This is a genomic window from Legionella cherrii, from assembly GCF_900635815.1.
In the GTDB taxonomy this organism is placed as follows: Bacteria; Pseudomonadota; Gammaproteobacteria; order Legionellales; family Legionellaceae; genus Legionella; species Legionella cherrii.
Map to the genome: position 1 here is coordinate 2,390,027 of NZ_LR134173.1, position 21,850 is coordinate 2,411,876.

The following is a 21,850-nucleotide window of genomic DNA, read 5'->3' on the forward strand; positions in this document are numbered from 1 at the left end:
TTAGTAGCAAAATGGTGAAAAGAAAATAACAGGGGCTTTTACTCTAGTACTTTCTAGGCATCATACTGCGAGTTTATGTGCCCGGTATTCACATACAGCATTTGGCCCAAGAAACTCTTCTTACACAGGGTTTATTGATTATTCCGATAGCTATTTGCGATGACATAATTTGTTAATGAAATAGCAAAATGAACTGTTACAAAGAGAATTCAGATAGATTGAAGTAATCCTCGCATTCTGATGGGATTTCATATAGGATAAAATAAGGTATCCTATTGTTAATTATAAGGAATTATGGCAATACTACGACGCGATCCTAAATCTAAAGCTTCAAGAAAAGTTTCTATTGCAAGTTTGATTGGCACAACAATTGAATGGTATGACTTCTATCTTTTTGGTACTGCTTCCGCTCTTTTTTTCAACACACTGTTTTTCCCCAAAATTAGTCCTGTAGCAGGAATCATGGCCGCGTATGCAGCCTATGCAGTTGGCTTTTTTGCTAGGCCATTAGGGGGACTTATTTTTGGTCACTTTGGGGATAGAATAAGTAGAAAAAATATGCTTATTATCACGTTATCCCTGATGGGGGCATCTACCTTTATGATAGGGTTACTTCCTACATACAGCACAATAGGGATATTTGCACCAGTTTTACTTGTGATTTTGCGATGTATTCAAGGAATAGCTGTTGGGGGGGAGTGGGCTGGTGCAGTGGTAATGTCTGCTGAGGTTAGCCGAGAAAAGGAAAGAGGATTTTATTCAAGTTGGCCAAATGCAGGGGCTCCATTTGGCTTGGTTATTTCCATTGCGGTATTTCTTATTTTTTCTTCGCTTCCTAGGGAACAGTTTTTAGCATGGGGATGGCGTATTCCTTTTTTACTCAGTTTTGTTCTAGTTCTTGTTGGACTTTATATTCGACTACAAATTATGGAGAGTAAAGTTTTTGTAGAGGCCTCCAAAAATAAACGACCACCCAAAGTTCCAGCTTTAGAAATGCTGCGCTCCCATTTTAAAAACTTTATGCTAGCAATAGGGGCGCGTTTAATTGAGAGTTCTTCTTTTTATATTTTAACCGTTTTTATATTAAGTTATGGGACATATAATCTGCATTTATCAAAAACCCTTCTTCTTTATGCCGTAATGTTGGGGTCCATTTTTGAAATGCTACTGATTCCATATTTCGGTATGGTTTCGGATCTAATTGGACGTCGCCCAGTATATATCTGTGGCGCTTTATTGATGGGTTTGTTTGCATTCCCATTTTTTTGGATGTTGCAATCAAAAAGCCCGCATTTGATTTTTTTTGCCGTAATTTTGGGGATGTGTGGACCTCATGCAATGATGCATGGGGCTCAGGCAGCATTTTATTCGGAGCTCTTTAAAACACGCATCCGTTATAGTGGAACAGCAATTGCTTATCATTTATCAGCAGCATTGTCTGGAGGATTAACTCCATTAATTGCTACCGGTCTGGTAGAGTGGGCTCATGATCATACGTGGCCTGTCTCAGTCTATCTCATTATCTTGGCAGTGATTACCATTATTAGTGTTTATTTAGCTGCGGAAAAAGCACAGAAAAATATTTCCTAATTTAAAACATCGCTTGGAATTTGTTTGCTATTCCGGTTCCTTAAGAAAACCTTGAGTAATACTGTTGCTTGCTTTAATTTTTCATCCCATAGTGACCCTGTTCATCAGGGTACACCATTTGCTGCTTCGATAGATTAAGGTTAATTTAAACTAAATGAAAAAAACAAAACCACTATGATTTAAAAATACTAATAATTAGCATATAATGACCACTCAATCCAATTGAGTAAAGAGATGATATGACAACAAATTTGAATGGTACTCATTATCTTGATAATGAAAATGAAACAATAATTTCTGAATCTATTTCACAAACTGATCCGCAAATATTAAAGCCCAATCAAATAATTAAATTATTAAAATCTCAGAGTCGTCAAAAAGATGTAAGAAACGTTTTTTTTTACACTTTTGCAGATGTAGATCAAAAAGCAGTATTGGATTTAATGAGAACGCTGCAAGAGTATCCTATAGATACTTCGGATGAAGTATGTGCGGCAACAATTCATCAATGGTACCTTACATTGGGAATGCAAAATAAACATGGATTTGTTATGACTGATAAGGAATATCAGATGTCCAAAGCCGCAAATATTGCTCGTATTATTACTTCAGGCTTATCCCCACAAAGTAGAACGAGATTAAAGGGAAAAGCGCTCCTAGATGTAGGGGCAGGTGATTGCGCTATGACTTATTTAGTGAGCGAAGCACTTAAGATGGAAGGAAATGCTATTGATATTCAATCGAATATTGATTGGGGTGGGGAAAACAGTAGTGATAAGAAAAACAAAAATGAGTATATGGAACAAATTAACCGCCATTATGTCTATGATGGGAATGATTTATTAGGTGCGCTTAACGGAAAAAAGTTTGCTGTGGTGATGTATAATCATTCATTACATCATTTTCCTTCTTTCAAGGCGCAATTTGACAGTTTAAAACAGGCAAGTCAAATTTTAGAGCCGGGTGGGATTCTCTTTTTATCCGAACATGCGAATTGTTTTGATGACGATGTTTTAGATCTCTCTCATATTTTATTAAACCTAAGATATAGTATTGATAAAAATCAAATTCCTACCCCTGAAGATGCCATGAAAGCTGTTTCAAAATTTAAATCTGAATATCAATCGCATTATTTTTCCAAAAACATTCTTGATGCGATTATGGGGCAACTAGGATTTACATTGGTTAAAGAGGACATTCGCTCTGTAGACGACGTAGCAAAAGCAACGTTTTTCTGTTTTGTTAAAAAATCACCAAGAGAGGAATCAACCTATTCCCCATACTTCTTTGATATGGATAAAGCGAAGAGACTTCAGCATCATACGGAAGATTTGGATCACAATGAATCAATTCAAAGAAGATATTCTGCTGAATCAATTAATTAGCACACTCCCAACAAGGAAAATAGGGCTGTACTGCTATTAATAATTCTCGAGTATCGTAACAGGTATCTCCACCCAGGTGGAGAATTAGCTTAAATATCAATTTTATCAGGAATGGATTCCTTTATATTTTGGAATGACAACTACTTTACTATGGATTTCGCCTGCATTAATTTCTTAAATCATTGATACAGGCAATGATCTATCTGTATTATTTAGCGAACTTGTAAGCAAGCGATGGAGCCTCATCAATTTTTAAAGATGAATCCTTATCGATAGCGTTTAAAAATTCAGTTATGGTTTCTTGATATTCCGGAAATAAACGTGAATAGACAGCGAGATCCTCATGTGCTTGTTCAATGGTGTTTTTCCTGTATTCCTGTACATATCCTTTGTCTTCAAACATAGACTCTTGACGAAATAAATTGGATAACATATTCCGTACATGCTGTTGATAGGATTTAATCAGATCTCCAACATTAGCTCGATTTGCAAATAAATTTTGCATATTAATATTGCGAATGATGGTATCTAATACCACAACATTTCTATTCCAGTAGTCATTAAAGCGTTCTTCAAATAAAGAATTTTCAAATTTCATAATAAACCTTTTTTATACAAGACTAATAAATATATAGAGAAATTATTAAGAAAATATTAAGTACTATTATTCATAAAGAGAGGCATAGAAAGGTGAAGTGTTCCTAATGCATGGCGAGTATTGGGGGGGGGTTACTGATTATTCACTTCTCAACGAATTTTTAGAGGTCATCCCCTCCCATAATTCACGTACAAAATCAGTATCTTGCAGTTCATGTATGGTTAGTTTTTCAGGTAATAAGGGATTTAAATCAGCGAAGTGATTTCGTACAGGTTCTCCTTGCATCAAATCTTCTAAGTCAGTTACATAAGCAATGATGCGATCTTCAGATAAATTTTCAATTATTGCTTCATTCTCTTTTATAAAATTTGCAACTGCATTAGTAGCTTCTTCTGGATTTAAACCAGTAAAATAATCAAGTAAAGGTTCATAGAGTGAAGATAATTCGATAACTCTTCCAGGGACTCCCACAATTAATCCACTTACTCCATTTTCGACTTTCTTACCTTGTAAAAATCCAGTGAACAAGTTTTCAAGAAGCACAGTTCCTCCATAGGCTACAAGCGGTTTGTTCACCGATATGTATTTGACTAATGCTTCAATAGTGACTCTGTCAAAATTACCCCTTGTTGGCAAACCGTTCTCCGGACAACCACCGTGAATTCTATAATAGGGTATATTATGCTCAATTGCCGACGCTAACTGGGTAATACTTTGAGGCCTTGTTTTGAAAAGACCTAGTAGGCTTTTCCCAAAACTCATACGAACACTCCTAAATACAACATACTTCAAAAAGGAAAATCAATTCGTGTAAAGTATATGTATAAGTATAATGCATTATGCGTTAAGTATAGACATTAATTGGCTGTGAAAAAAAGAAGTAGTACTGATAGCTCAGTTGAAGTAGCTGAATCGCTTTGAATTGACGCTGCATTTAAAGATATAAATTCAAACAAAAGATTTTCTCAATGTTCGAAATTCCTTTGGTAGGAAATGAAATTTAAAAATTGATATCTATTAAAACTTGGGATTAGTGGTTGATAATTCGTCAGTTGATCTGTGCGTTTCTGGTGCATTAGCATCGTGCCTAAAGGTTTGTTCTGGTTTTTTACTACCATCAATTGTTTTTATTCTCTGCGAATCTACAAATTTTTTTGCTTTTTCAACGAATGAGGATGCTTTTGAAGAAAAAGTGGCATTCATGGATTTTGGTATCCATTTTTTTAAGAAATCCTGATCAAAAATCTCCTTGCGCACTGGTTTTTTATCGAGACCTTCCATTAGCTCTGTTCCCATACAAAGCAAAGCCCAATATTTTCGACTCATTAATTCGGCTTTACTCGCATTTGACGAGGACCATGAGTATATCCCATGCCTTATTGTATAGTCATCTAATTTCTTTCCAATCTCTTTCAAAAAACTGTTGGAATGGTTTTTGAATTTTTCTATCAATTTATCATGGTCTATCGCAGCCTGACCCTCTGAAGGAAGTTTGGCTGTTTTTGTGTCAAGATATGCCTTCAAAGATTCATTAGATTGTAGCAACCAAATCGGTGGAAATTTCCCTTCCTTTAAGGCCGCATCAATAAGATTACGATGATCGACCACTTTTTCTGCTTTAGCTATAGTAGGTATAAATTCCTTTTGAAAAGGCCGGTCAAATTTAAGATCAACTTGATCTTTAAGGCAGATATCCTCTAGGCTCATTTGATTCAGTCTATCCATAGTTGGCACCTTAGCCAATGGTGTTCCAGATAAATTAAGCGGGTTTCCTTGTTTATCAGCAACTAATACCATTTGATTCGGTAAATGTTTAATGTCCAGATGCGGATAATTTTGAGCCAGCCGACCTACCATTCTTTCCGTAATATGTCTATGGGTTGGCAGAACAGCGCCTTCAATAACACCATTTCCCCAAATCAATCTCATTCTGGTGTGACCGGCTTTTTGCTCAGCAATGATAAACTCTTCTAACAGCTTTTCCGATGAATTTAAGTTATCCCCACCTTTGTCATGAATGATAAGAACACTGGAAGATTTAAAATCAGTTTCGGGTGGGACCGCATCACCAGAGATGGCTATTATGCCTGCGCATCCCGTTAAAGCATCGGTGTAAACATATTGTAGGTTAGGTTCAATTAGAGGAAACTGTGCGGCAACGCATGGCGTGGGTGCACCTTCATAGGGTGCAGCAACTCCTCGGGCAATAACTGTTCCTGAAGAAATAATTTCATGATTGACTCTTTCACGATCCAAATTTTCTCGATAGAGCTCGTACTGGGTTTGCATATTCAAATGAATTAACTTTGATCATAAATAATATATAGTAGACAACAAGTATTATATGCAAGCAATTTGAGCGGAAATTGATTGAATGCTTGAGAAATGGTATAACTGGGTTATACGGCTATTTTTTTACATAAGCCAGATCTATGGCAAGTAAAGGAGTTGAACTGGTAAATAGGGAACAATTTCTGCGGATACACCAAACTTATAGAGCATATTACTCATAACCAGTTAGCGTAAATGCGAGCCTTAAAGGCAAAGAAGTCCTTCATCAAAAGGCTGCTTACTTTTAAAGCTTCTAAATGGGTTGTATATGATTGAATGAAGTTTAGTGGTTTATATGTTCTTTTCTACGGTTTGTAAACGAATTCCTTTTTCTTCAAGATGAATCAAACCCTGTTTATAAAGTTGTCCAAGTGCACTTTTAAAATTTTTTTTGCTTTCTGCAAATATTTGTTGGATCTCTGCAGGAGAGCTTTTATCATGTAACGCTAAAAAACCACCTGCTTGCTCAAGCTTAGATATAATACGTTGCGCTAATTCATTAATACTGTTTTGTCCTATTTGTCTTAAAACAACATCAATTTTGCCATCTTCACGTACTTTCTTAATGTACCCTTTTATTTTTTTGCCATAAATTAAAGTTTGAAAAATATCACCTGCATGGATTAATCCCCAGTGACTGTTATTGATAATCACTTTTTGCCCCAAAGGTGTTCTATCAGCAACAAGTAGACTAACTTCCTCCCCAGATTTAAAGTGAGCCTCTGTCTTATCCAAAAAATAATCGATTTTTGAGCTCGCAATAATGCGCCCCTGATTATCTTGCTTTAAATAGACCAGATAAGATTTCCCTTTTTCCATAGGACGAAGTTGTTCTGGTTTGGGTACTAATAAATCTTTGTCTAATCCCCAATCAAGAAAAGCACCTACAGCATTCACATCAATCACTTTTAAAAAAGCACAGTGACCTAATTGGGCATGAGGGCGTGCTGTTGTTGCAATAATTTTGTCGTCTGAATCAAAATAAACAAATACATCCAGCACATCACCAACTAGAGCTCCTTTAGGCACGGATTTATTGGGTAGTAAAATTTCGCCCCATTCGCCTCCTTGAAGATACACCCCAAAAGGAGCTTCCCGTACCATTTTTAATTTATTAAACTGCCCAATTTTAATCATGACCAAACTCATTTTTCTTCTATTAGCCAAGCTTAACACAGAAAAAATATTGTTGTTTATTTTTTATTAATGTTGTTACAAAATGATGGCAGATGGGGTTAAATCCTTGGTAAAGAAAGTCAATGCAATTTTTCCAATAAGATAACATCCGTACCACGGACATGTGATATTTTTTTTGCTGTTGCTGATGAGTCCTGGAGTATTTTTTGTATATCAGAAAATAAATCAAAACCATGGTGTTTTAATGGTCGTAATAAAAAGTAAGCTTTGCCTTTCTTTGCAAGCGAATTTTCTAGTGCTCGAATGTAATTCTGAAAAGAGCTATCTAAATAAAACCGACAACGGTTTTTAAATTGGGAAGGTGAAAGCATTCCGTGGCCAAGATGGAAATAGGGTGGATTACTGATAATCAAATCAAATTTGCCTTCCCATTTTTTTTCATGTAATGCATCATAATTTAAAAGATGCCAGCGGAATTGCAATTCAGGTCGATTGATGTGTGCCAAGTTTTGATAAAAATACTCAGTATAAATATCCTGGATCTCGATAAAATCAATTTGCCGGATTGCTTGAAGATGCCACGACAGTTCAAATCCAATGACCCCACAACCTGCGCAAAGATCTAATACACGTAATGAACCAAGATCTGGGTGGGATTTGAATTGTGTGGCGACAAATTTCGCAAGCTGGATTGAATCAAGACTAAAACGATATTCATCAGGTTGTTTGTAATGATAAGTAAAAGGCATTTGTTTGTTCTATAAAATTATTCGATGTAGGAAATATTGGTCACCGTTAAAATAGATTCTTTATCACCAACCCGTAATGTCCTACTCTCTCCAACTTTAGCTTTCAATAATGTTTTCGCTAAGGGGGAAACCCAACTTATTTTTCCTACATTAATATCTGCTTCATCCAGACCTACAATTTTGACCGACTGTGATTCACCATGTTCATTGATGTATTGGACAGTGGCGCCAAAAAATACTTGAGTAAGACCCACTTGAAGTTTTGGATCGACTATTTCAGCGCTCTCTAAACGTTTCGTCAAATAACGAATGCGTCGGTCAATTTCACGTAAACGCTTTTTTCCATAAATATAATCCCCGTTTTCCGATCGATCGCCATTACTTGCTGCCCAACTTACTACTTTTACAATTTCCGGCCGTTCATTACTCATTAGATTTCGTAATTCATTTTGCAGCATTGCAAATCCATTAGGAGTCATATAATTTTTAATACTGGGTAACGACAAGTCTGGACGTTCTGGTTCTGAATACTCATCATCTTCTTTAGTAAAAGCCTTACTCACCGGCAACTCCTATTATAATCGTTAGAACAGAGTATCTTAAATTATATCATTCTTTATAATTATCCCTGTCTGATATTATTTTTGACTTCATTATTCTCATCAAAGATTGTACTTAAGTCTATATCATTTGCGTTATTACGAATCCAAGACAATCACTTAATTTTATATAATATTCTGGTTTATTCTAATTTGATTTTGGGCTCAAGCGGACTTATTACAGAGTATAACTCCAGATATGTTGCGTCACCTCGATGGGTAAATGATGTTGTTGAGCTGCTTGATACACGAGTTTTTCTACAATACTTTGAGAGTAAAGATTGTAAATCTCGATAAAGTTCGACCTGGCTTCATTTGCTGTATCGCTTTCTGCATGGGAGCCAAGTTTTTCCAGGCGGGTAAGCAAGGTGATCTGATCATTTTCACTGAGGACTGCAGCATGTGTTACGAATAGTTTATGTACCAAATTGAGATGAAGATGATCCAAATTTGCAATCAAATGGCGAATAACGAAGATCCGTTCATTTTCATTTAGCACAGGCGTTAAGTCCTCAAGTACCTCATAAGCTCCTCTAGAATTGTAGTTGAGATTAAGAAGAAAGTTCTTTAATTTTGCTTGGAGTAGGGAAGATTGCTGTTCAGCGGGTAACCAATCCCTTAAAAGAAAAAGGGTTTTAAAAAAATGATAATGAGTGATGTCCTGAGCAGTATCGTCTATGTTTTCCATTAAGTAATTGATAAAAAACTCTTTCTTTTTGGGAGATAGCCAATCCTTTAATGCAACGATTGTTTTGAAAAGTCCTTTCCAGATATGAGGATCTTTTGTTTTTTTGATGGTTTTAAGTAAAACCCCAGTCACTTGTTCTTTTTGTTCGGAGTTACAGTTGGAAGTGCTAAATTGACGTAACGCTTTATAGGCGGCTCTTTGTAAGTTTTTATGTTTCGTTTTCTGTGCAATGATGTGGCTTAGCACAGGAATAGCAGACTCATAAACAGGTAAAGACAGTCGTTTTTGTTCTAGTGCAATGAAGTGAACAATGGCCTCTTTAATGGTTCTGTTTTTGGTAGGATTCTGTAAAAAACTAATTAAAGACAGGGCAACATCCATACATTTATCTTTATCAAGCTGAGGTTGTATGTCCGCCAGTGTTTGGACAATATCAAATTGTAACAATGGATTATCTTTTGCATGAAAAAGGGCAAGTAACTTATCATTTAAGGTGGTATACGCTGTTTTACCCATTGATGATGAGAGATGCTTGATCAGTTTTAACGTAAAAGCGGAATGGTTATTTGGGGGAGAGAACAAAGGGATTTTGGGTTGATCGATTAAAGCAAACAGACTATCAATGGTTGTGTTCTTAAATTCATCAGATAGATACCAGTTGAATGTAGTAAGTATTTCTTGAGCAGTTAACCGAGTAACATTAGCCTCATCTTCATCCTTATAAATCGTCAAAAGCATATTAAAAAATTGAGTATGCATTTTCACTTTATCAGGTGATGTATCGATTAAGGTAGTTATAATCTGGAGCGCTCTTACTCTTTCTGTTTGAGATAATAAATAAAAAAATTTCCGATCTTCATATATAGCGGGATTGAATTCGGCTAGTAATAGAGAGAATGCGTATTCAACAAGCTGGAGTCGTTTTTCCGCAGACATCATCGCAATGAGCTGAGGACGCCGCTTGGTAACAGGCTGAATATACTCATCGTAGGAGTATTCTAGATAATATTTAAAAAGATCATAGCAAATATTTTCTTGTGAGATCCTGTCCATACTGTCCTTGATACGCATGAAGAGTTCACAATAAGATTCAAAATTCATGCCCAGCTCAGGATTGTTCCTTCGATCAAAGCTTAATAATTGAGTTATTTTTCCAATCACTCCTTCTCGCATTGTTTCAGGTAGTTCAGGTAGGGCTGCGGGAATTTGGGCGAGTGAATGACAAAAAAGGCCTTCAAGAAAAGGATCGGATGTCTGTAGAAATTCCTGAATGAAATGCAACATCAGTTTCACTTGCATGGAAGAAGATGCAAACACACTGAGAAAATCGAGCTCAAAAAGAATATAATGTATGGAGACTTTATCTAATCGAAGTAACTGAGTTCGCTCTTTTCTCTTGAGTAAGTGTTCAATCGCTTCGTCAATTTGAATAGAGCAGGTTTTATCATCCATTAATTTTTTTAATGCGATTTTTGCACTCAGCTTCATATCTAAATCGGTATTGCCTATAAGAACAGTAAGGCGCTCTATAATTCTGCTGTGCAAAGACGGAGCAATCCAAGCTCGTAAATTAATAAGACTTTTTATCAGTATTTTCTGGCTTTCAAGGTCAAGTCTAGGGTCTTCCAATTTCAATAATATACGCTGAGTAAAATATTTCTGATAACCGGTCTGATACCCAGGTATCCATTTTTGCAGGGCAGACAGTTTTTCAAAAGCGTGCTTTTTTACATCATCGTTTTCATCATCTATCTCATTCAGAATAGGAGAAATCCATTGATTATAAACAGTAGTTCGCCAAAAATCGTGAACCCGTAATTGCTCGGTCAATTTATCAGACAGGTGGATATAGTGTTTGTAACAAGAAAAGAAGGCGCATAGTATTTGTGATGTACCTTGTTTGATGTCCAATTCATCAGGATGTTGATTCCAGTATTTCAGTAAATCATAGATGGCTTGATCACCTACAGAGTTAGAATCAGGATTAGGCTTTAACAGGGTAAGACAGTGCTTCGCAAGCTTAAGGTCATTTCTTTGATTTGAGTGAAGCAACATGGAGCAGCGCTGTAAGGGAGAATTTATTTTTGCTACATAGTGTTCTAATAAAGTAATTAAAACTTGACTGGCCTCCGTTCCGATGTCTTTCTGATGGATAGCCAGAATCGTTTCAATGGCTGTTTCATATTCTTTAAATGCTTTATGAATTTTTTTTTCTTCAGCTGCGTGTTCTTTGTTTATGTTAGTTCGCTGAGGGAGCAATTTTTCATTCATTATATTAAATTGTTTTACACTATCTGCCGCATCTGCTGAATCATTTTTTTCTATTTTATCTTGCATTGAATTTCCTAATGATGATCTGAATACCACTGAGGATATGGTTGCCTACAAAGGTGTAGGGCGAACTTCATTGGTTGGTATTCCTGGATAGTTGGCTATGGTTTGGTTGCGTAAACTTTATTCAATGTAATGACGAGTGAGAATATACTTTTTTGGAAAGAAAATTTTTCCTATTAAGAAATAAGCTCTAAGCTCTTTTTCATGAAAGGAATTAACAGAAATCTATTCACTTCAATAAGTATTTTGGGGAAAAGACTCCCATCGAAATGCGAGTGCATAAGAAATTTTAGGAGGGGGATTTTAGGGCTTCTTCATCAAAGGATTTAAGTATTAACTATTTTTCAATGTCTTCCATCTTCCTCTTAAAATCCACAAACCTCATTTTTTATTATCAACAAAGGAAGAGGTAATTTGTGTTGATAAGGCTTTTTCACAGAAAAAGTTCAACAGTAAATTAATTTTAGGCTCATTGACTAAATACATTGGATAAATTGCATAAAGATTAATTTCTGGAGAAGTTTCTTGAGTTAATACTGGAATTAATGTGCCATTTTTTATTTCCTCACAGACTGAGAAATACGGAGCCCATAGTAGCCCGATGCCAGCAATGGCAGCCTGCTTTAAAACACTTGCGTTATTACTTTTAAAGTTTCCTGAGACATGGACAATTTTTTTATTGAATATCCATTTATTTTGAAGTCCATAAAGGGTATTAATCAAGCAATTATGCTTTTGTAATTGCTCAATTGTTTCGGGAAATCCATATTGATTGATATAGGCGGGTGATGCAAATACCTCTCGTTGAATGGCAAATAATTTTTTGCAAATGAGTTTTGAGGAATTGACATCATCAAATGAAATGGCCACATCAAATGCAGTAGATAAAAGTTCTTTTGAATCAGATCCTACAATAATCTCAATTTCCATTTTGGGGTATTTTTGCATGAACTCAATACTTAATGCAGTTAAATAAGGTATTGCAGGCGTCACCGTAAGATACAGTGTAATTTGACCTTGTAATTCTAATGGTTTTGGAGTCGCAATCTCTCTAACCGCACCTAATTGTTCAAAAAGTCTCAATGCCTCTCTATAAAGTCTCTCTCCTGATTCAGTCACAATTAATCCCTTTGTAGAACGCTGAAATAATTTGGTTTTTAACTCATCCTCTAGCCAAGTAATTTGTTTGCTTAATTTAGATGGTGAAACATATAATTTTTGCGCGGCCTTTGAAAAGCTTTTATTATCAACAGTTGCAATAAAACCTTTCAAACACAATAAAATATTCATAGGAACACGTCTTCATTAAAATGGATGAAATTATACCATAATAACCAGAATTCATTCTGAATGGTGATTTCCATTAATTACTCAACCTATTGTTTTAATATATTTTAGCCTTTTTATTGTGTTTGTTTAAATTCTTTCAACAAAACAACAGTCGGCTATGCAGGAATGACAGGACCACGGATTAATTGCTCAAGCTTCGTGAGATATCCATATCCCAAAGTGTATTATTCTCGAACTCACCAGAACATGCTTATTGTAATCACCATTAAGCAGTGAGCGTAAATTTGAGTGAGACAGCGTCATGGGCGCCTTCATTGATGCCAGTTATAATATTCTGGGAGATTTGGATATCAATAGGTTCCTTTTTAAAAAAAGCATGGCCATATCCGAAATCAACAGTGAGATGGTTCATCAATTGATATCCCATGGAAAAACCAGTAATCAAACTGTCTCCAGGGCCTATTTGAAATTTCCCATTTGAGGGGGACTGATTGTATGTTCCTGCTACTCGGACTACCCACTTTGGTGAAACTTGATAAATTGTCCCTAAGGTTAGAAGCCAACCATTATGAAAATGATAATTAATGCGTGCCCTGGGGACGATGAAGACTTGGGAGGCGGCTTGCGTTGCAAAATTATACACAGAAACTTCTTTAAAGATATTCCATTGCAGGTATTGAACCGTTCCTAAAAAGCCTAATTTTTCATTGAGAAAATGGCTTAGTGTCATGACACTTCTTGCTGGTGTCCAGTATTTAAAGTGATAATCATCCGAAGAAATACCTGGCGAACCGGTTATTGTACTACTGCCCTGTAAATTATAAGTCACTGCACTACGGTAATTAAATCCCAAAGCTGTTTTTTTACCGGGTTTAATAAGAATCCCGAAGTCACCTCCCAAACTGTTTGCTTGAGTGTCATTCAAGCTGCGGCTTTCAGGAATATTCAAACGGGGTATGCCTGCAGTAATAGGCTCCTGGATGAGATGAGCATAGGTAAAGTTAATGTTTCCTCCTATGGAAAGAAATTGATTGATTTTAATGCCTAGCGCGGGAATAAAATCAATATTATTCGTTTGATTTCGTGCAAGGATATAGCGAAGAATTGGGTTGTTATCCAGTTCGCGATTAAAATCATTCGCAACGACAGCAAAACCTGCGACAAATCGTTCATTCATAGGGATGCTTAGGTATACGGAAGGCAAGAAAAAATTGGATTTTGAGATGGTTGAACCCGACTCGGTAATCCCAAAAGGTATATTTTGCGCACTCCCATTAAACTGAAATTGCGCTCTTGCTAGGGTGCTCAAAAGGATAAGTTGTTGATGAGGCGAAATAGTTAATGCGGCCGGATTAAAATAAACGGCTGTAGCATCCTTCACCACGGCAGTTCCCATTGTTTGCTCAATAAAAGAGGCATGTAATGGCGAGTTCAACAACAAAAAACCTATGATCACGTACTGCCTTAAACCAATTAAGCTTGCCATGAATCTTAAAGGAAGAATGTGAATATCCTTCAAGTTTTAAGAGTATTTTTTACGATAGTCAAGGTTAATTTGATGAGGATAGGTGCTAAACTCATTGCGTTAGAGTTTGAGCGGTTTGCAAGCTCCGGGACTGGCCTGCTGATAATCCCCTGGCTTGAGTCCGGTTTAGAGGCTCGAAAAGCATACGACAAGGTCAACCTCAGTGCTAAGGGTATCTCCATCCATTATAGCAGAGTGGAGATCTCTGGTTGCGCTAGGGATGATGTGAGTTTCGGTTATAAACCCGCAACCAGGAAAAGTCTTTATAATCGTGCAATTGCTCTCGGATACCCCTCTTCTGTAGCATGTTCCACCTCGGCAGACAGAGGTTGTTCTGGTTGATAATCTGGCCCTAACAAACCGTTGCGCGTGGTGTATTCGGGTTTTCTCGTTGGCATAATTCGCAGTCCGTATAAATCCATGTCGACCAAAAACTGACACAACATTTGCTTTGCAAATGGATTAGCTGGACAACGTCTTGGTCCTGCACCGAAAGAATAAAGGTCAGGATCACCCTCAATCCACTTTTCTGGCGAAAACACACGATTGGGTCCCTGCATGGGTCTAAAAAGAAACATCAACATATCGTTTTTCTGAAACGATACTGTTTCCCCATTAATGTTCACTTGAAAGGGTTTAAGTACTGCTCGGGGAAAATTAGGAATAGGAGTTGCTTGCCAAAGAGCTTCCTCAACGACTGCACGAACGTAGGGTAAATCCCCTAATCGTTTGTATGTAAAAGGCTCTTTACCCAAAACACGTGCAATTTCTTCGTGCATCTTATTGGCCACATCAGGTCTCTGACTCAGCACATCCAGCAGATAGAACATCGTTGCTCCTACATTAGAGGAGGCGAAAATCGTTAGAGGTCCGTGTTCTCGTATAAATCGATCATGTTCGATAAGATCACGTACAATTTTTGCCTTCGGATTGTGTTCCTCAAAGTGGGTACAGTCATCAAAATTGATCTCAGGGTGTAATTGTTCGGCACGAAATATTCCCAAATCCCAGATGTAATTATTACCTTTACAAATGTTGTCTATGTTTGAATTAAGAAGTTTCTTTGCAATATCTGCCATAGCCTTGCTGGTTTCCCGAAAGTCAGATCGTAGGCCTGGATGGATAAGACGGCTTAGGGGATCCATGCTTGCTTTGGTAATGAGACGTGTCGCTTGCATGAATATTTGGTGTGTATCTGAGGGTAAAACTGAGAGATCTTCACTGCCTACAAAGCATGCAGCAATACAACCTATAGTATGCCAGGCGACATAGGCATAGAGATCATCAACGCCTCCATTGGATGCGAGTTGCATCGAGGCGAAGGTGCGTTCATTGACTTGAGCGATTCTTTCAAAATTTATCGGACCACGGGCTATGGTGTTCAAAAAAACTTTACGTGGTTCAGAAGCGGCTGCTCCGTCTTCAGCAAAAAAAACTCTTCCTACCATATGCGTAAACGGTTCAAGTATGTCTCCACGCCCAAGATCAGGATATTTTGTCAGCAGTTCTTTGGCTATATTGCCATCAGTTACTATATAAATTGGTTTTGTGCCAATGTAGATTTTGAAAAACTTTTGTTTTGTCCGCGCAGCCATTTCATAAAAGAAAGGAGAAGCACCCTGTTCGAATAAACGCCCTAAGTTACGCCAGCCTTGTTGATGCTGTGGTATTGCTATAGAGGTTGTTTCAGGTTCGGGTATGATAGGCAACGCTTCATGTGGCGAACTTACAGACTTTTGTGTTGAAAAGAGGGCGTATGGACATGTTCTTGTGTTTGGCTTTTGCGCTTTAAATAATTTCGTTTTCATTTTATGGATTCCCTTAAATAATTCAAAAAAAGGTTTTATTTGGCCATGTTTCTATAAAATAGTGACTTGACCAGAACACGATTAGATTTACCTGGATAGCGAGTACTACCTGCAGTACATCAAAACTCTGGAGCCGGAAATCGATACAAACTAATGTAGATGGTACAGTTGCAAGCCAATTAGTCTATGCTCATTACCTCCGTATGCTGTTAATCGCTTCAAGTGTGATTAGCCAGCCAATCAACTACGATAATTAAGCGTCAATCTTAAGATGCTCTAATCCATGTTTTTCAAATTGCCGTGCATAGTGTTCTTTGAATTCCTCGACTTTTTTTAGTCGTTCAATAGGATTCATCTTTTTATATTGTTCCATTCCTATTTTTTGAATCATATCCCGCTCACCCAATCTTTGAGTTAATTCATCCCAAAACAGCATGTTCTCAAAGGGTTGGATAAAATTGTCATTCAAAGATTGTTCATACTCTATTTTTTCAAAATATTCATTCAATTCTGAGGAAAACTCTATTTTGTCACTAGCATCCATCTCTTTAAAATAGGACAAAAATTTTTGCTTTAAAGCGTCATATTCATTCTGCTTAGGTGCCTTTGTCGTATATAAATTCAAAACCCAATCTGCAATACATAACATATCCAGTAATGTTCCATATTCTTTTTTTGTAATACTTATGTTCATCATTATTCTCTGCTCATTTTATGCTTAATGGTCTATTATTAACCTATCTGCAAAAGTTCAAAACGGTCCATTTTGGTTAATAGAATTGGATTCTAGTGCCGATGCGCGGCTTTTTAAAGCGGTTTTATTATTATTTTTAGAGCCATTTGTACTATTTTGTAGTATGCGTCAGTGGTTAGCTTTGAAAGCATTAGTTGGAATAATCACAAAAAAAAGGTGAATAGAACGATTTATGCTGCAAATCCAGATAAAATACTGTATAATACCTGACAAATTTTTATCCATTTAATTTTAACTTAAGAGTGCTATGACTGATTTAAACCTTTACAGAAACATTGGTATCTTCGCCCACGTAGATGCCGGAAAAACAACCACTACTGAGCGTATTCTTAAGCTCACCGGTAGAATCCACAAAATAGGTGAAGTTCACGATGGTGAATCTACAACCGATTTCATGGTGCAAGAAGCGGAGCGTGGTATTACCATCCAGTCAGCTGCAGTTAGTTGCTTCTGGAAAGATCATCGATTCAATATTATCGATACCCCAGGACACGTTGACTTCACTGTAGAAGTTTATCGTTCACTGAAAGTGCTCGATGGCGGTATCGGGGTATTCTGTGGATCTGGTGGCGTTGAGCCTCAGTCAGAAACCAACTGGCGCTATGCGAACAATTCAAAAGTATCTCGTTTGATTTTCGTAAACAAACTGGACCGTGTTGGTGCGAACTTCTTGAAAGTAACGGAGCAAATTAAAAAAGTATTGGGTGCACATCCTTTAATTATGACCTTGCCCATTGGTTATGAAGACAGCTTCGTAGGTGTTGTCGATTTATTAACCCGTAAAGCGTATGTTTGGGATGAATCTGGTCAGCCAGAAAATTACAAAGTGACTGATGTTCCAGCCGATATGCATGACGACGTTGAAATGTATCGTGCACAATTAATTGAAACCGCACTTGAAATGGATGATGAGTTGCTGATGGCTTACTTAGAGGGAGAAGAGCCTTCTATAGAAGAAATTAAGCGTTGTATCCGTAAAGGTACGCTTGAATTAGCTTTCTTCCCAACTTATTGTGGTTCTGCCTTTAAAAATAAAGGAATGCAGCTATTATTGGATGCAGTGGTTGATTATCTGCCTGCTCCCCATGAAGTGAACCCACAACCTTTGACTAATGCAGAAGGAGAGCCAAACGGTCAATTCGCTATCGTTTCTCCTGATGAGCCATTCCGTGCCTTGGCATTCAAAATTATGGATGACCGTTTTGGTGCGCTAACATTCGTGCGTATCTACTCAGGAAAATTGAATAAAGGAGATACTATTCTTAACTCCTTTACTGGTAAAACTGAGCGTGTCGGTCGTATGGTAGAGATGCAAGCAAATGAGCGTATTGAATTACAAAGCGCTGAAGCAGGCGACATTATTGCGATTGTAGGCATGAAAAACGTTCGAACCGGCCATACTCTTTGCGATCCAAATCATGAGTGTACACTGGAAGCGATGGTTTTCCCTGAGCCAGTTATTTCTATTGCAGTTACGCCAAAAGATAAAGGCGCTACTGAAAAAATGGCTATTGCTATTGGTAAGATGGTTGCCGAAGATCCAACGTTTAGAGTGGAAACTGATCAAGATTCAGGTGAAACCATTCTTCGTGGTATGGGTGAATTACATCTTGATATTAAAGTGGATATTCTAAAGCGTACATACGATGTTGAGTTAATCGTAGGTCAGCCACAGGTTGCGTACCGTGAAACCATAACCAAAACAGTTCAAGACAGCTATACTCATAAAAAACAATCAGGTGGTGCTGGTCAATACGGTAAGATTGATTACACGATTCAACCAGGCGAGCCAAATAGTGGATTCACATTCATTACCTCCGTTGTGGGTGGAAACGTTCCTAAAGAATTCTTCCCTGCTATTGAGAAAGGATTCCGCTCAATGATGGACACGGGTACTTTAGCTGGTTTCCCTGTATTGGATGTTGTCATTGATCTCACCGATGGTGCTTACCATGCTGTGGACTCTTCGGCAATTGCGTTTGAGATTGCTGCAAAAGGAGCTTTCCGTCAATCGATGCCCAAAGCTGGTCCACAATTGCTTGAACCAATCATGAAGGTTGACGTTTATAGCACAGAAGAGGATGTCGGTAATGTGATCGGTGACTTGAACCGTCGTCGTGGCATGATTTCAGGCCAAGAGCCCAGTGCAGCTGGTGTTCGCATTAAAGCCGATGTTCCTCTTTCAGAAATGTTTGGTTACATCAGTACATTGCGCACCCTGACTTCTGGTCGTGGTCAATTCTCAATGGAATTCTCGCATTATGCTCCTTGCCCAAGCAATGTAGCTGAAGCAGTAATTGCCAAAGAGAAAGAAAAGAAAGCCGCAGCTATGGCATAAGATAGTTAGTAATTTTGAAAAGCACTGTCAGATGTTCTGACGGTGCTTTCAAAAATCCAATAAATCAGCTTATTCTCGAAATTTAGATCCCAGTTAAATCTAACTTTTAAGCCAATTGCAAATTAACTTACAAAAACGACAGATAGAATCAACTCCTGAAATTAAATGAACACTTAATTTCTAGGATGGACGCATAGCTAAGCTTGCTTTAGAAAGAATTTCGGCTTCTTGAGTTGAGCAGTATTTTGAATTGTACTCAAATAGCGCAAACCAAGTTGACGGATTGATCACTGAGTAAGAGCCATTAACAACTTCAAATCTGTCGTTAAACTTTTTTACAGCATCCTCTAACCCTAGTACTATTGGAACGGCGAGTGCGACCCAGTTCCAATAAATTTCTATAAATTCAGGATTCTCAGAATCATTACACTCTTCAAGCTTGTTTTTTTCTGAATTCATTTTAAAAAATCGAGTCATGATCAGATGGTTCTTAAAAAGAAATTAACAAAATTTAACATATAGCTTTTTATAATTCCATGAATAGATAATTATCCCTTCTGGAAACACACTTTTTGTGTTCTATTATTATTAATTGCAATAATGGAACAACCCATTGGCATCATCCAACAAGAGGAATTATAAGAGACAGGTGCTCTTGATAAGACAAATAGGGTAGCACTGCTTCTTTATTTTTCTTCTTTTTTTTCCAAATGATGAGCATCCAAATATCGTTCCTGACGTTCATTTTCTTGCTTCTCTATCTGTTTTTCTTTTTTCGTTCTTCCAAATTTAATGCGATTTTCTGTAGCTTTTTTATCCTTTTCCAAACGAATTTTAGCCTTTCTTTTTTTATTAAAATTAATAATGTCTACCATGGTATTCTCTATCATGTATGTTGTTTTATACTATAGCGCATAAAAACACGCGAAATCATCTAAATACACAAATTCATCAAAACACAAGAGTATTTCTATTTATTGAAGATTCAACTTGATAATTGCTCAAACATTCGCTCATAGGGTGAGTACATGCCATAAAAAATGGGCCAAAAGGCCCATTTCAAGAGTTAAATTTTTAGTTTGGCGACACTACCACTAAATCCCACCCCAAAAGAAATAAGCAATAAAGTACCATTTACTTTTTGCTGATTGATCAGTCTTTCCAGCATAAATCCTATGGAACAGGAAGATAAGTTGCCATAATTTTTAAGCACAAAATAAGAAACGGACATTTTATCCATTTGATCATCCAACATCAGATTTTTTTGGACAGCACTAATTATTTTTTTGCTTCCAGTATGAATTAAATAAAAATTAATATCCTCTTGTGTTAGATGGTCATTATTTTGACTTATAGCTTGGCGTAATAACAACTCACTATATCGCGCTCCACGTGCAGGAACCACCTTGCCCAACGTATATTGGGGAAAGTTTTGATAACATGGAATCTTGCTTCCGCCTTCATTCATGCAGAGTATCTCACTGTCACTCGCATCAATATTGGTCAAGTGATATGATTCAAAACTATCCTCTTGAGTTCCGTGACCTAATAGCAATGAAACAGCCCCATCACCGAATAAATAGCTATTAATCAAATTATTTAATGCCATCTGTGCCTCTTTTTGTTCAGTAACATCCTGAATTTCCTTTATTTCACCAAAAGAAACTATAGACTTATTGGCAAGCACAGATGAAACCATGGCGGTATGGGTTTCAGCAACAGAAATAACTACATGTTTATGAGGGTGTGCTTTTAAAAAGTAAGAGGCAATCTCAAAGGCCTTTATTAAAGCGCTACATCCTTGGTTTTGCATGTTAATGATATTAATATCATGCGGCATCATATCATCATCCATCATAGAAATAAGCTCATATGCCATACAGGGTAAAGGCCTTTCGGCAGTATTGGTGACCGCTATCAGTAAACCAACATCTAAATCGTGAGGAAATTGCGCTAAACATTTTCGGATTGAATTTGCGCCCAATTCATTCACACCAGACATCAGCTTACGTTGTTCTTCACCAGCTAGATATTGGGGATAATTTTCAACAACTGAATATCGTTTATCTATATCCATCGATTGAAGCATATCAATTACTTGAGTGCTAAGATGTCCTGATGCTTTATCCAGAAGGTCTTTGCTTGCTACACACTGTTGAGGTAAATCAGATGCAACACTTAAAATCTCTAAAGAGCCCATACCATTTTCTCCCAATTAATGTTAACCAGGTTAAAAATAAGGTCTATGCAGTGATTTTATTTTTTATGATGTTGTTTTTAAGAATCAAAACTCGACACAGCCATGAACAACAATGAAATTGCCAACTAACCAGTTATATACATCAAACTGTTTTAACCAAATAACTCTTGATGGAAAACCAACAAGTAGTATTTTTGAATGTAGCACATATTTGTACAAATTGTGCAACTGCTAACAAAAAAATTACAAAAAACATATTTTAGCAAGCTCATTATGGGTTTTTACCTTTAAAATTCATTTATAATCATCTCTGAGTGAAAAAATGGGCTTATTAAATCCAATACCCAAAAATTGATTTGCAGTGCAGCATTTTTTTAGAACTCAGCTAACCATTTGTTTCGTTCTATCTATAAAAAAGGGCATTTTGATATTTACAATCGTCGGCATTGATCTATTGTTTTTTAAGGATCGATTCGGTGAACGACTGATGGCAAACCTAGGTATCGTTCTACTTTTTACTACCT

17 protein-coding genes are annotated in these 21,850 nt (G+C 37.0%); 3 read left to right on the forward strand and 14 right to left on the reverse strand.

Annotated features, from left to right (window positions below):
* Positions 1-294 precede the first annotated feature (294 nt).
* Both EL022_RS10075 and EL022_RS10080 read left to right on the forward strand, forming a co-directional pair.
* Complete coding sequence (locus EL022_RS10075) at positions 295-1,590, forward strand: MFS transporter (RefSeq protein WP_028381799.1); 1,296 nt, start codon at positions 295-297, stop codon at positions 1,588-1,590.
* A 239-nt stretch (positions 1,591-1,829) separates the two neighbouring features.
* Positions 1,830-2,975, forward strand: a complete 1,146-nt coding sequence (locus EL022_RS10080; protein WP_028381798.1) for a methyltransferase domain-containing protein — start codon at positions 1,830-1,832, stop codon at positions 2,973-2,975.
* 208 nt (positions 2,976-3,183) lie between these two features.
* On the opposite strand, the gene EL022_RS10085 is transcribed toward EL022_RS10080, so the two are convergent.
* From EL022_RS10085 to EL022_RS10135, 11 genes are all read right to left on the reverse strand, one after another.
* Entirely contained in the window at positions 3,184-3,573 is a 390-nt protein-coding gene (locus EL022_RS10085) for a hypothetical protein (protein WP_028381797.1), read from the reverse strand.
* 138 nt (positions 3,574-3,711) lie between these two features.
* The gene (locus EL022_RS10090) at positions 3,712-4,335 is read right to left on the reverse strand and encodes a hypothetical protein (protein WP_028381796.1); all 624 of its coding nucleotides are present in this window, start codon (positions 4,333-4,335) and stop codon (positions 3,712-3,714) included.
* Positions 4,336-4,590: 255 nt separating this feature from the next.
* Positions 4,591-5,862, reverse strand: a complete 1,272-nt coding sequence (locus tag EL022_RS10095) for a hypothetical protein (protein ID WP_028381795.1) — start codon at positions 5,860-5,862, stop codon at positions 4,591-4,593.
* 333 nt (positions 5,863-6,195) lie between these two features.
* A complete protein-coding gene (locus tag EL022_RS10100; RefSeq protein ID WP_028381794.1) occupies positions 6,196-7,041 on the reverse strand; it encodes a CvfB family protein in 846 nt (281 codons plus the stop codon).
* Between the two features lie 119 nt (positions 7,042-7,160).
* Positions 7,161-7,790, reverse strand: a complete 630-nt coding sequence (locus EL022_RS10105; protein ID WP_028381793.1) for a methyltransferase — start codon at positions 7,788-7,790, stop codon at positions 7,161-7,163.
* 17 nt (positions 7,791-7,807) lie between these two features.
* Entirely contained in the window at positions 7,808-8,353 is a 546-nt protein-coding gene (gene greB, locus EL022_RS10110; RefSeq protein WP_028381792.1) for a transcription elongation factor GreB, read from the reverse strand.
* Between the two features lie 214 nt (positions 8,354-8,567).
* Entirely contained in the window at positions 8,568-11,414 is a 2,847-nt protein-coding gene (locus EL022_RS10115; RefSeq protein WP_028381791.1) for a hypothetical protein, read from the reverse strand.
* Between the two features lie 378 nt (positions 11,415-11,792).
* On the reverse strand, positions 11,793-12,701 hold the full coding sequence (locus tag EL022_RS10120) for a LysR family transcriptional regulator (protein ID WP_028381790.1): 909 nt from the start codon (positions 12,699-12,701) through the stop codon (positions 11,793-11,795).
* A 265-nt stretch (positions 12,702-12,966) separates the two neighbouring features.
* Entirely contained in the window at positions 12,967-14,187 is a 1,221-nt protein-coding gene (locus tag EL022_RS10125) for an OmpP1/FadL family transporter (RefSeq protein ID WP_237761278.1), read from the reverse strand.
* Positions 14,188-14,489: 302 nt separating this feature from the next.
* On the reverse strand, positions 14,490-16,034 hold the full coding sequence (locus tag EL022_RS10130; protein WP_028381788.1) for a cytochrome P450: 1,545 nt from the start codon (positions 16,032-16,034) through the stop codon (positions 14,490-14,492).
* 253 nt (positions 16,035-16,287) lie between these two features.
* A complete protein-coding gene (locus EL022_RS10135; protein WP_237761279.1) occupies positions 16,288-16,731 on the reverse strand; it encodes a hypothetical protein in 444 nt (147 codons plus the stop codon).
* Positions 16,732-17,035: 304 nt separating this feature from the next.
* On the opposite strand from EL022_RS10135, the gene fusA reads away from it, so the two are divergent.
* A complete protein-coding gene (gene fusA / locus EL022_RS10140; RefSeq protein ID WP_028381787.1) occupies positions 17,036-19,126 on the forward strand; it encodes an elongation factor G in 2,091 nt (696 codons plus the stop codon).
* A 180-nt stretch (positions 19,127-19,306) separates the two neighbouring features.
* On the opposite strand, the gene EL022_RS10145 is transcribed toward fusA, so the two are convergent.
* The 3 genes from EL022_RS10145 to EL022_RS10155 form a co-directional block, all read right to left on the reverse strand.
* Positions 19,307-19,603, reverse strand: coding sequence for a hypothetical protein (locus tag EL022_RS10145; RefSeq protein WP_028381786.1), 297 nt, complete (start codon positions 19,601-19,603; stop codon positions 19,307-19,309).
* 209 nt (positions 19,604-19,812) lie between these two features.
* Positions 19,813-20,001 carry a DUF4169 family protein gene (locus EL022_RS10150; RefSeq protein ID WP_028381785.1) on the reverse strand — a complete coding sequence of 63 codons (189 nt, stop codon included), beginning with the start codon at positions 19,999-20,001 and terminating at the stop codon, positions 19,813-19,815.
* 191 nt (positions 20,002-20,192) lie between these two features.
* Positions 20,193-21,326: a 3-oxoacyl-[acyl-carrier-protein] synthase III C-terminal domain-containing protein gene (locus EL022_RS10155; RefSeq protein WP_028381784.1), complete on the reverse strand. Its 1,134-nt coding sequence runs from the start codon at positions 21,324-21,326 to the stop codon at positions 20,193-20,195.
* Positions 21,327-21,850: the final 524 nt, after the last annotated feature.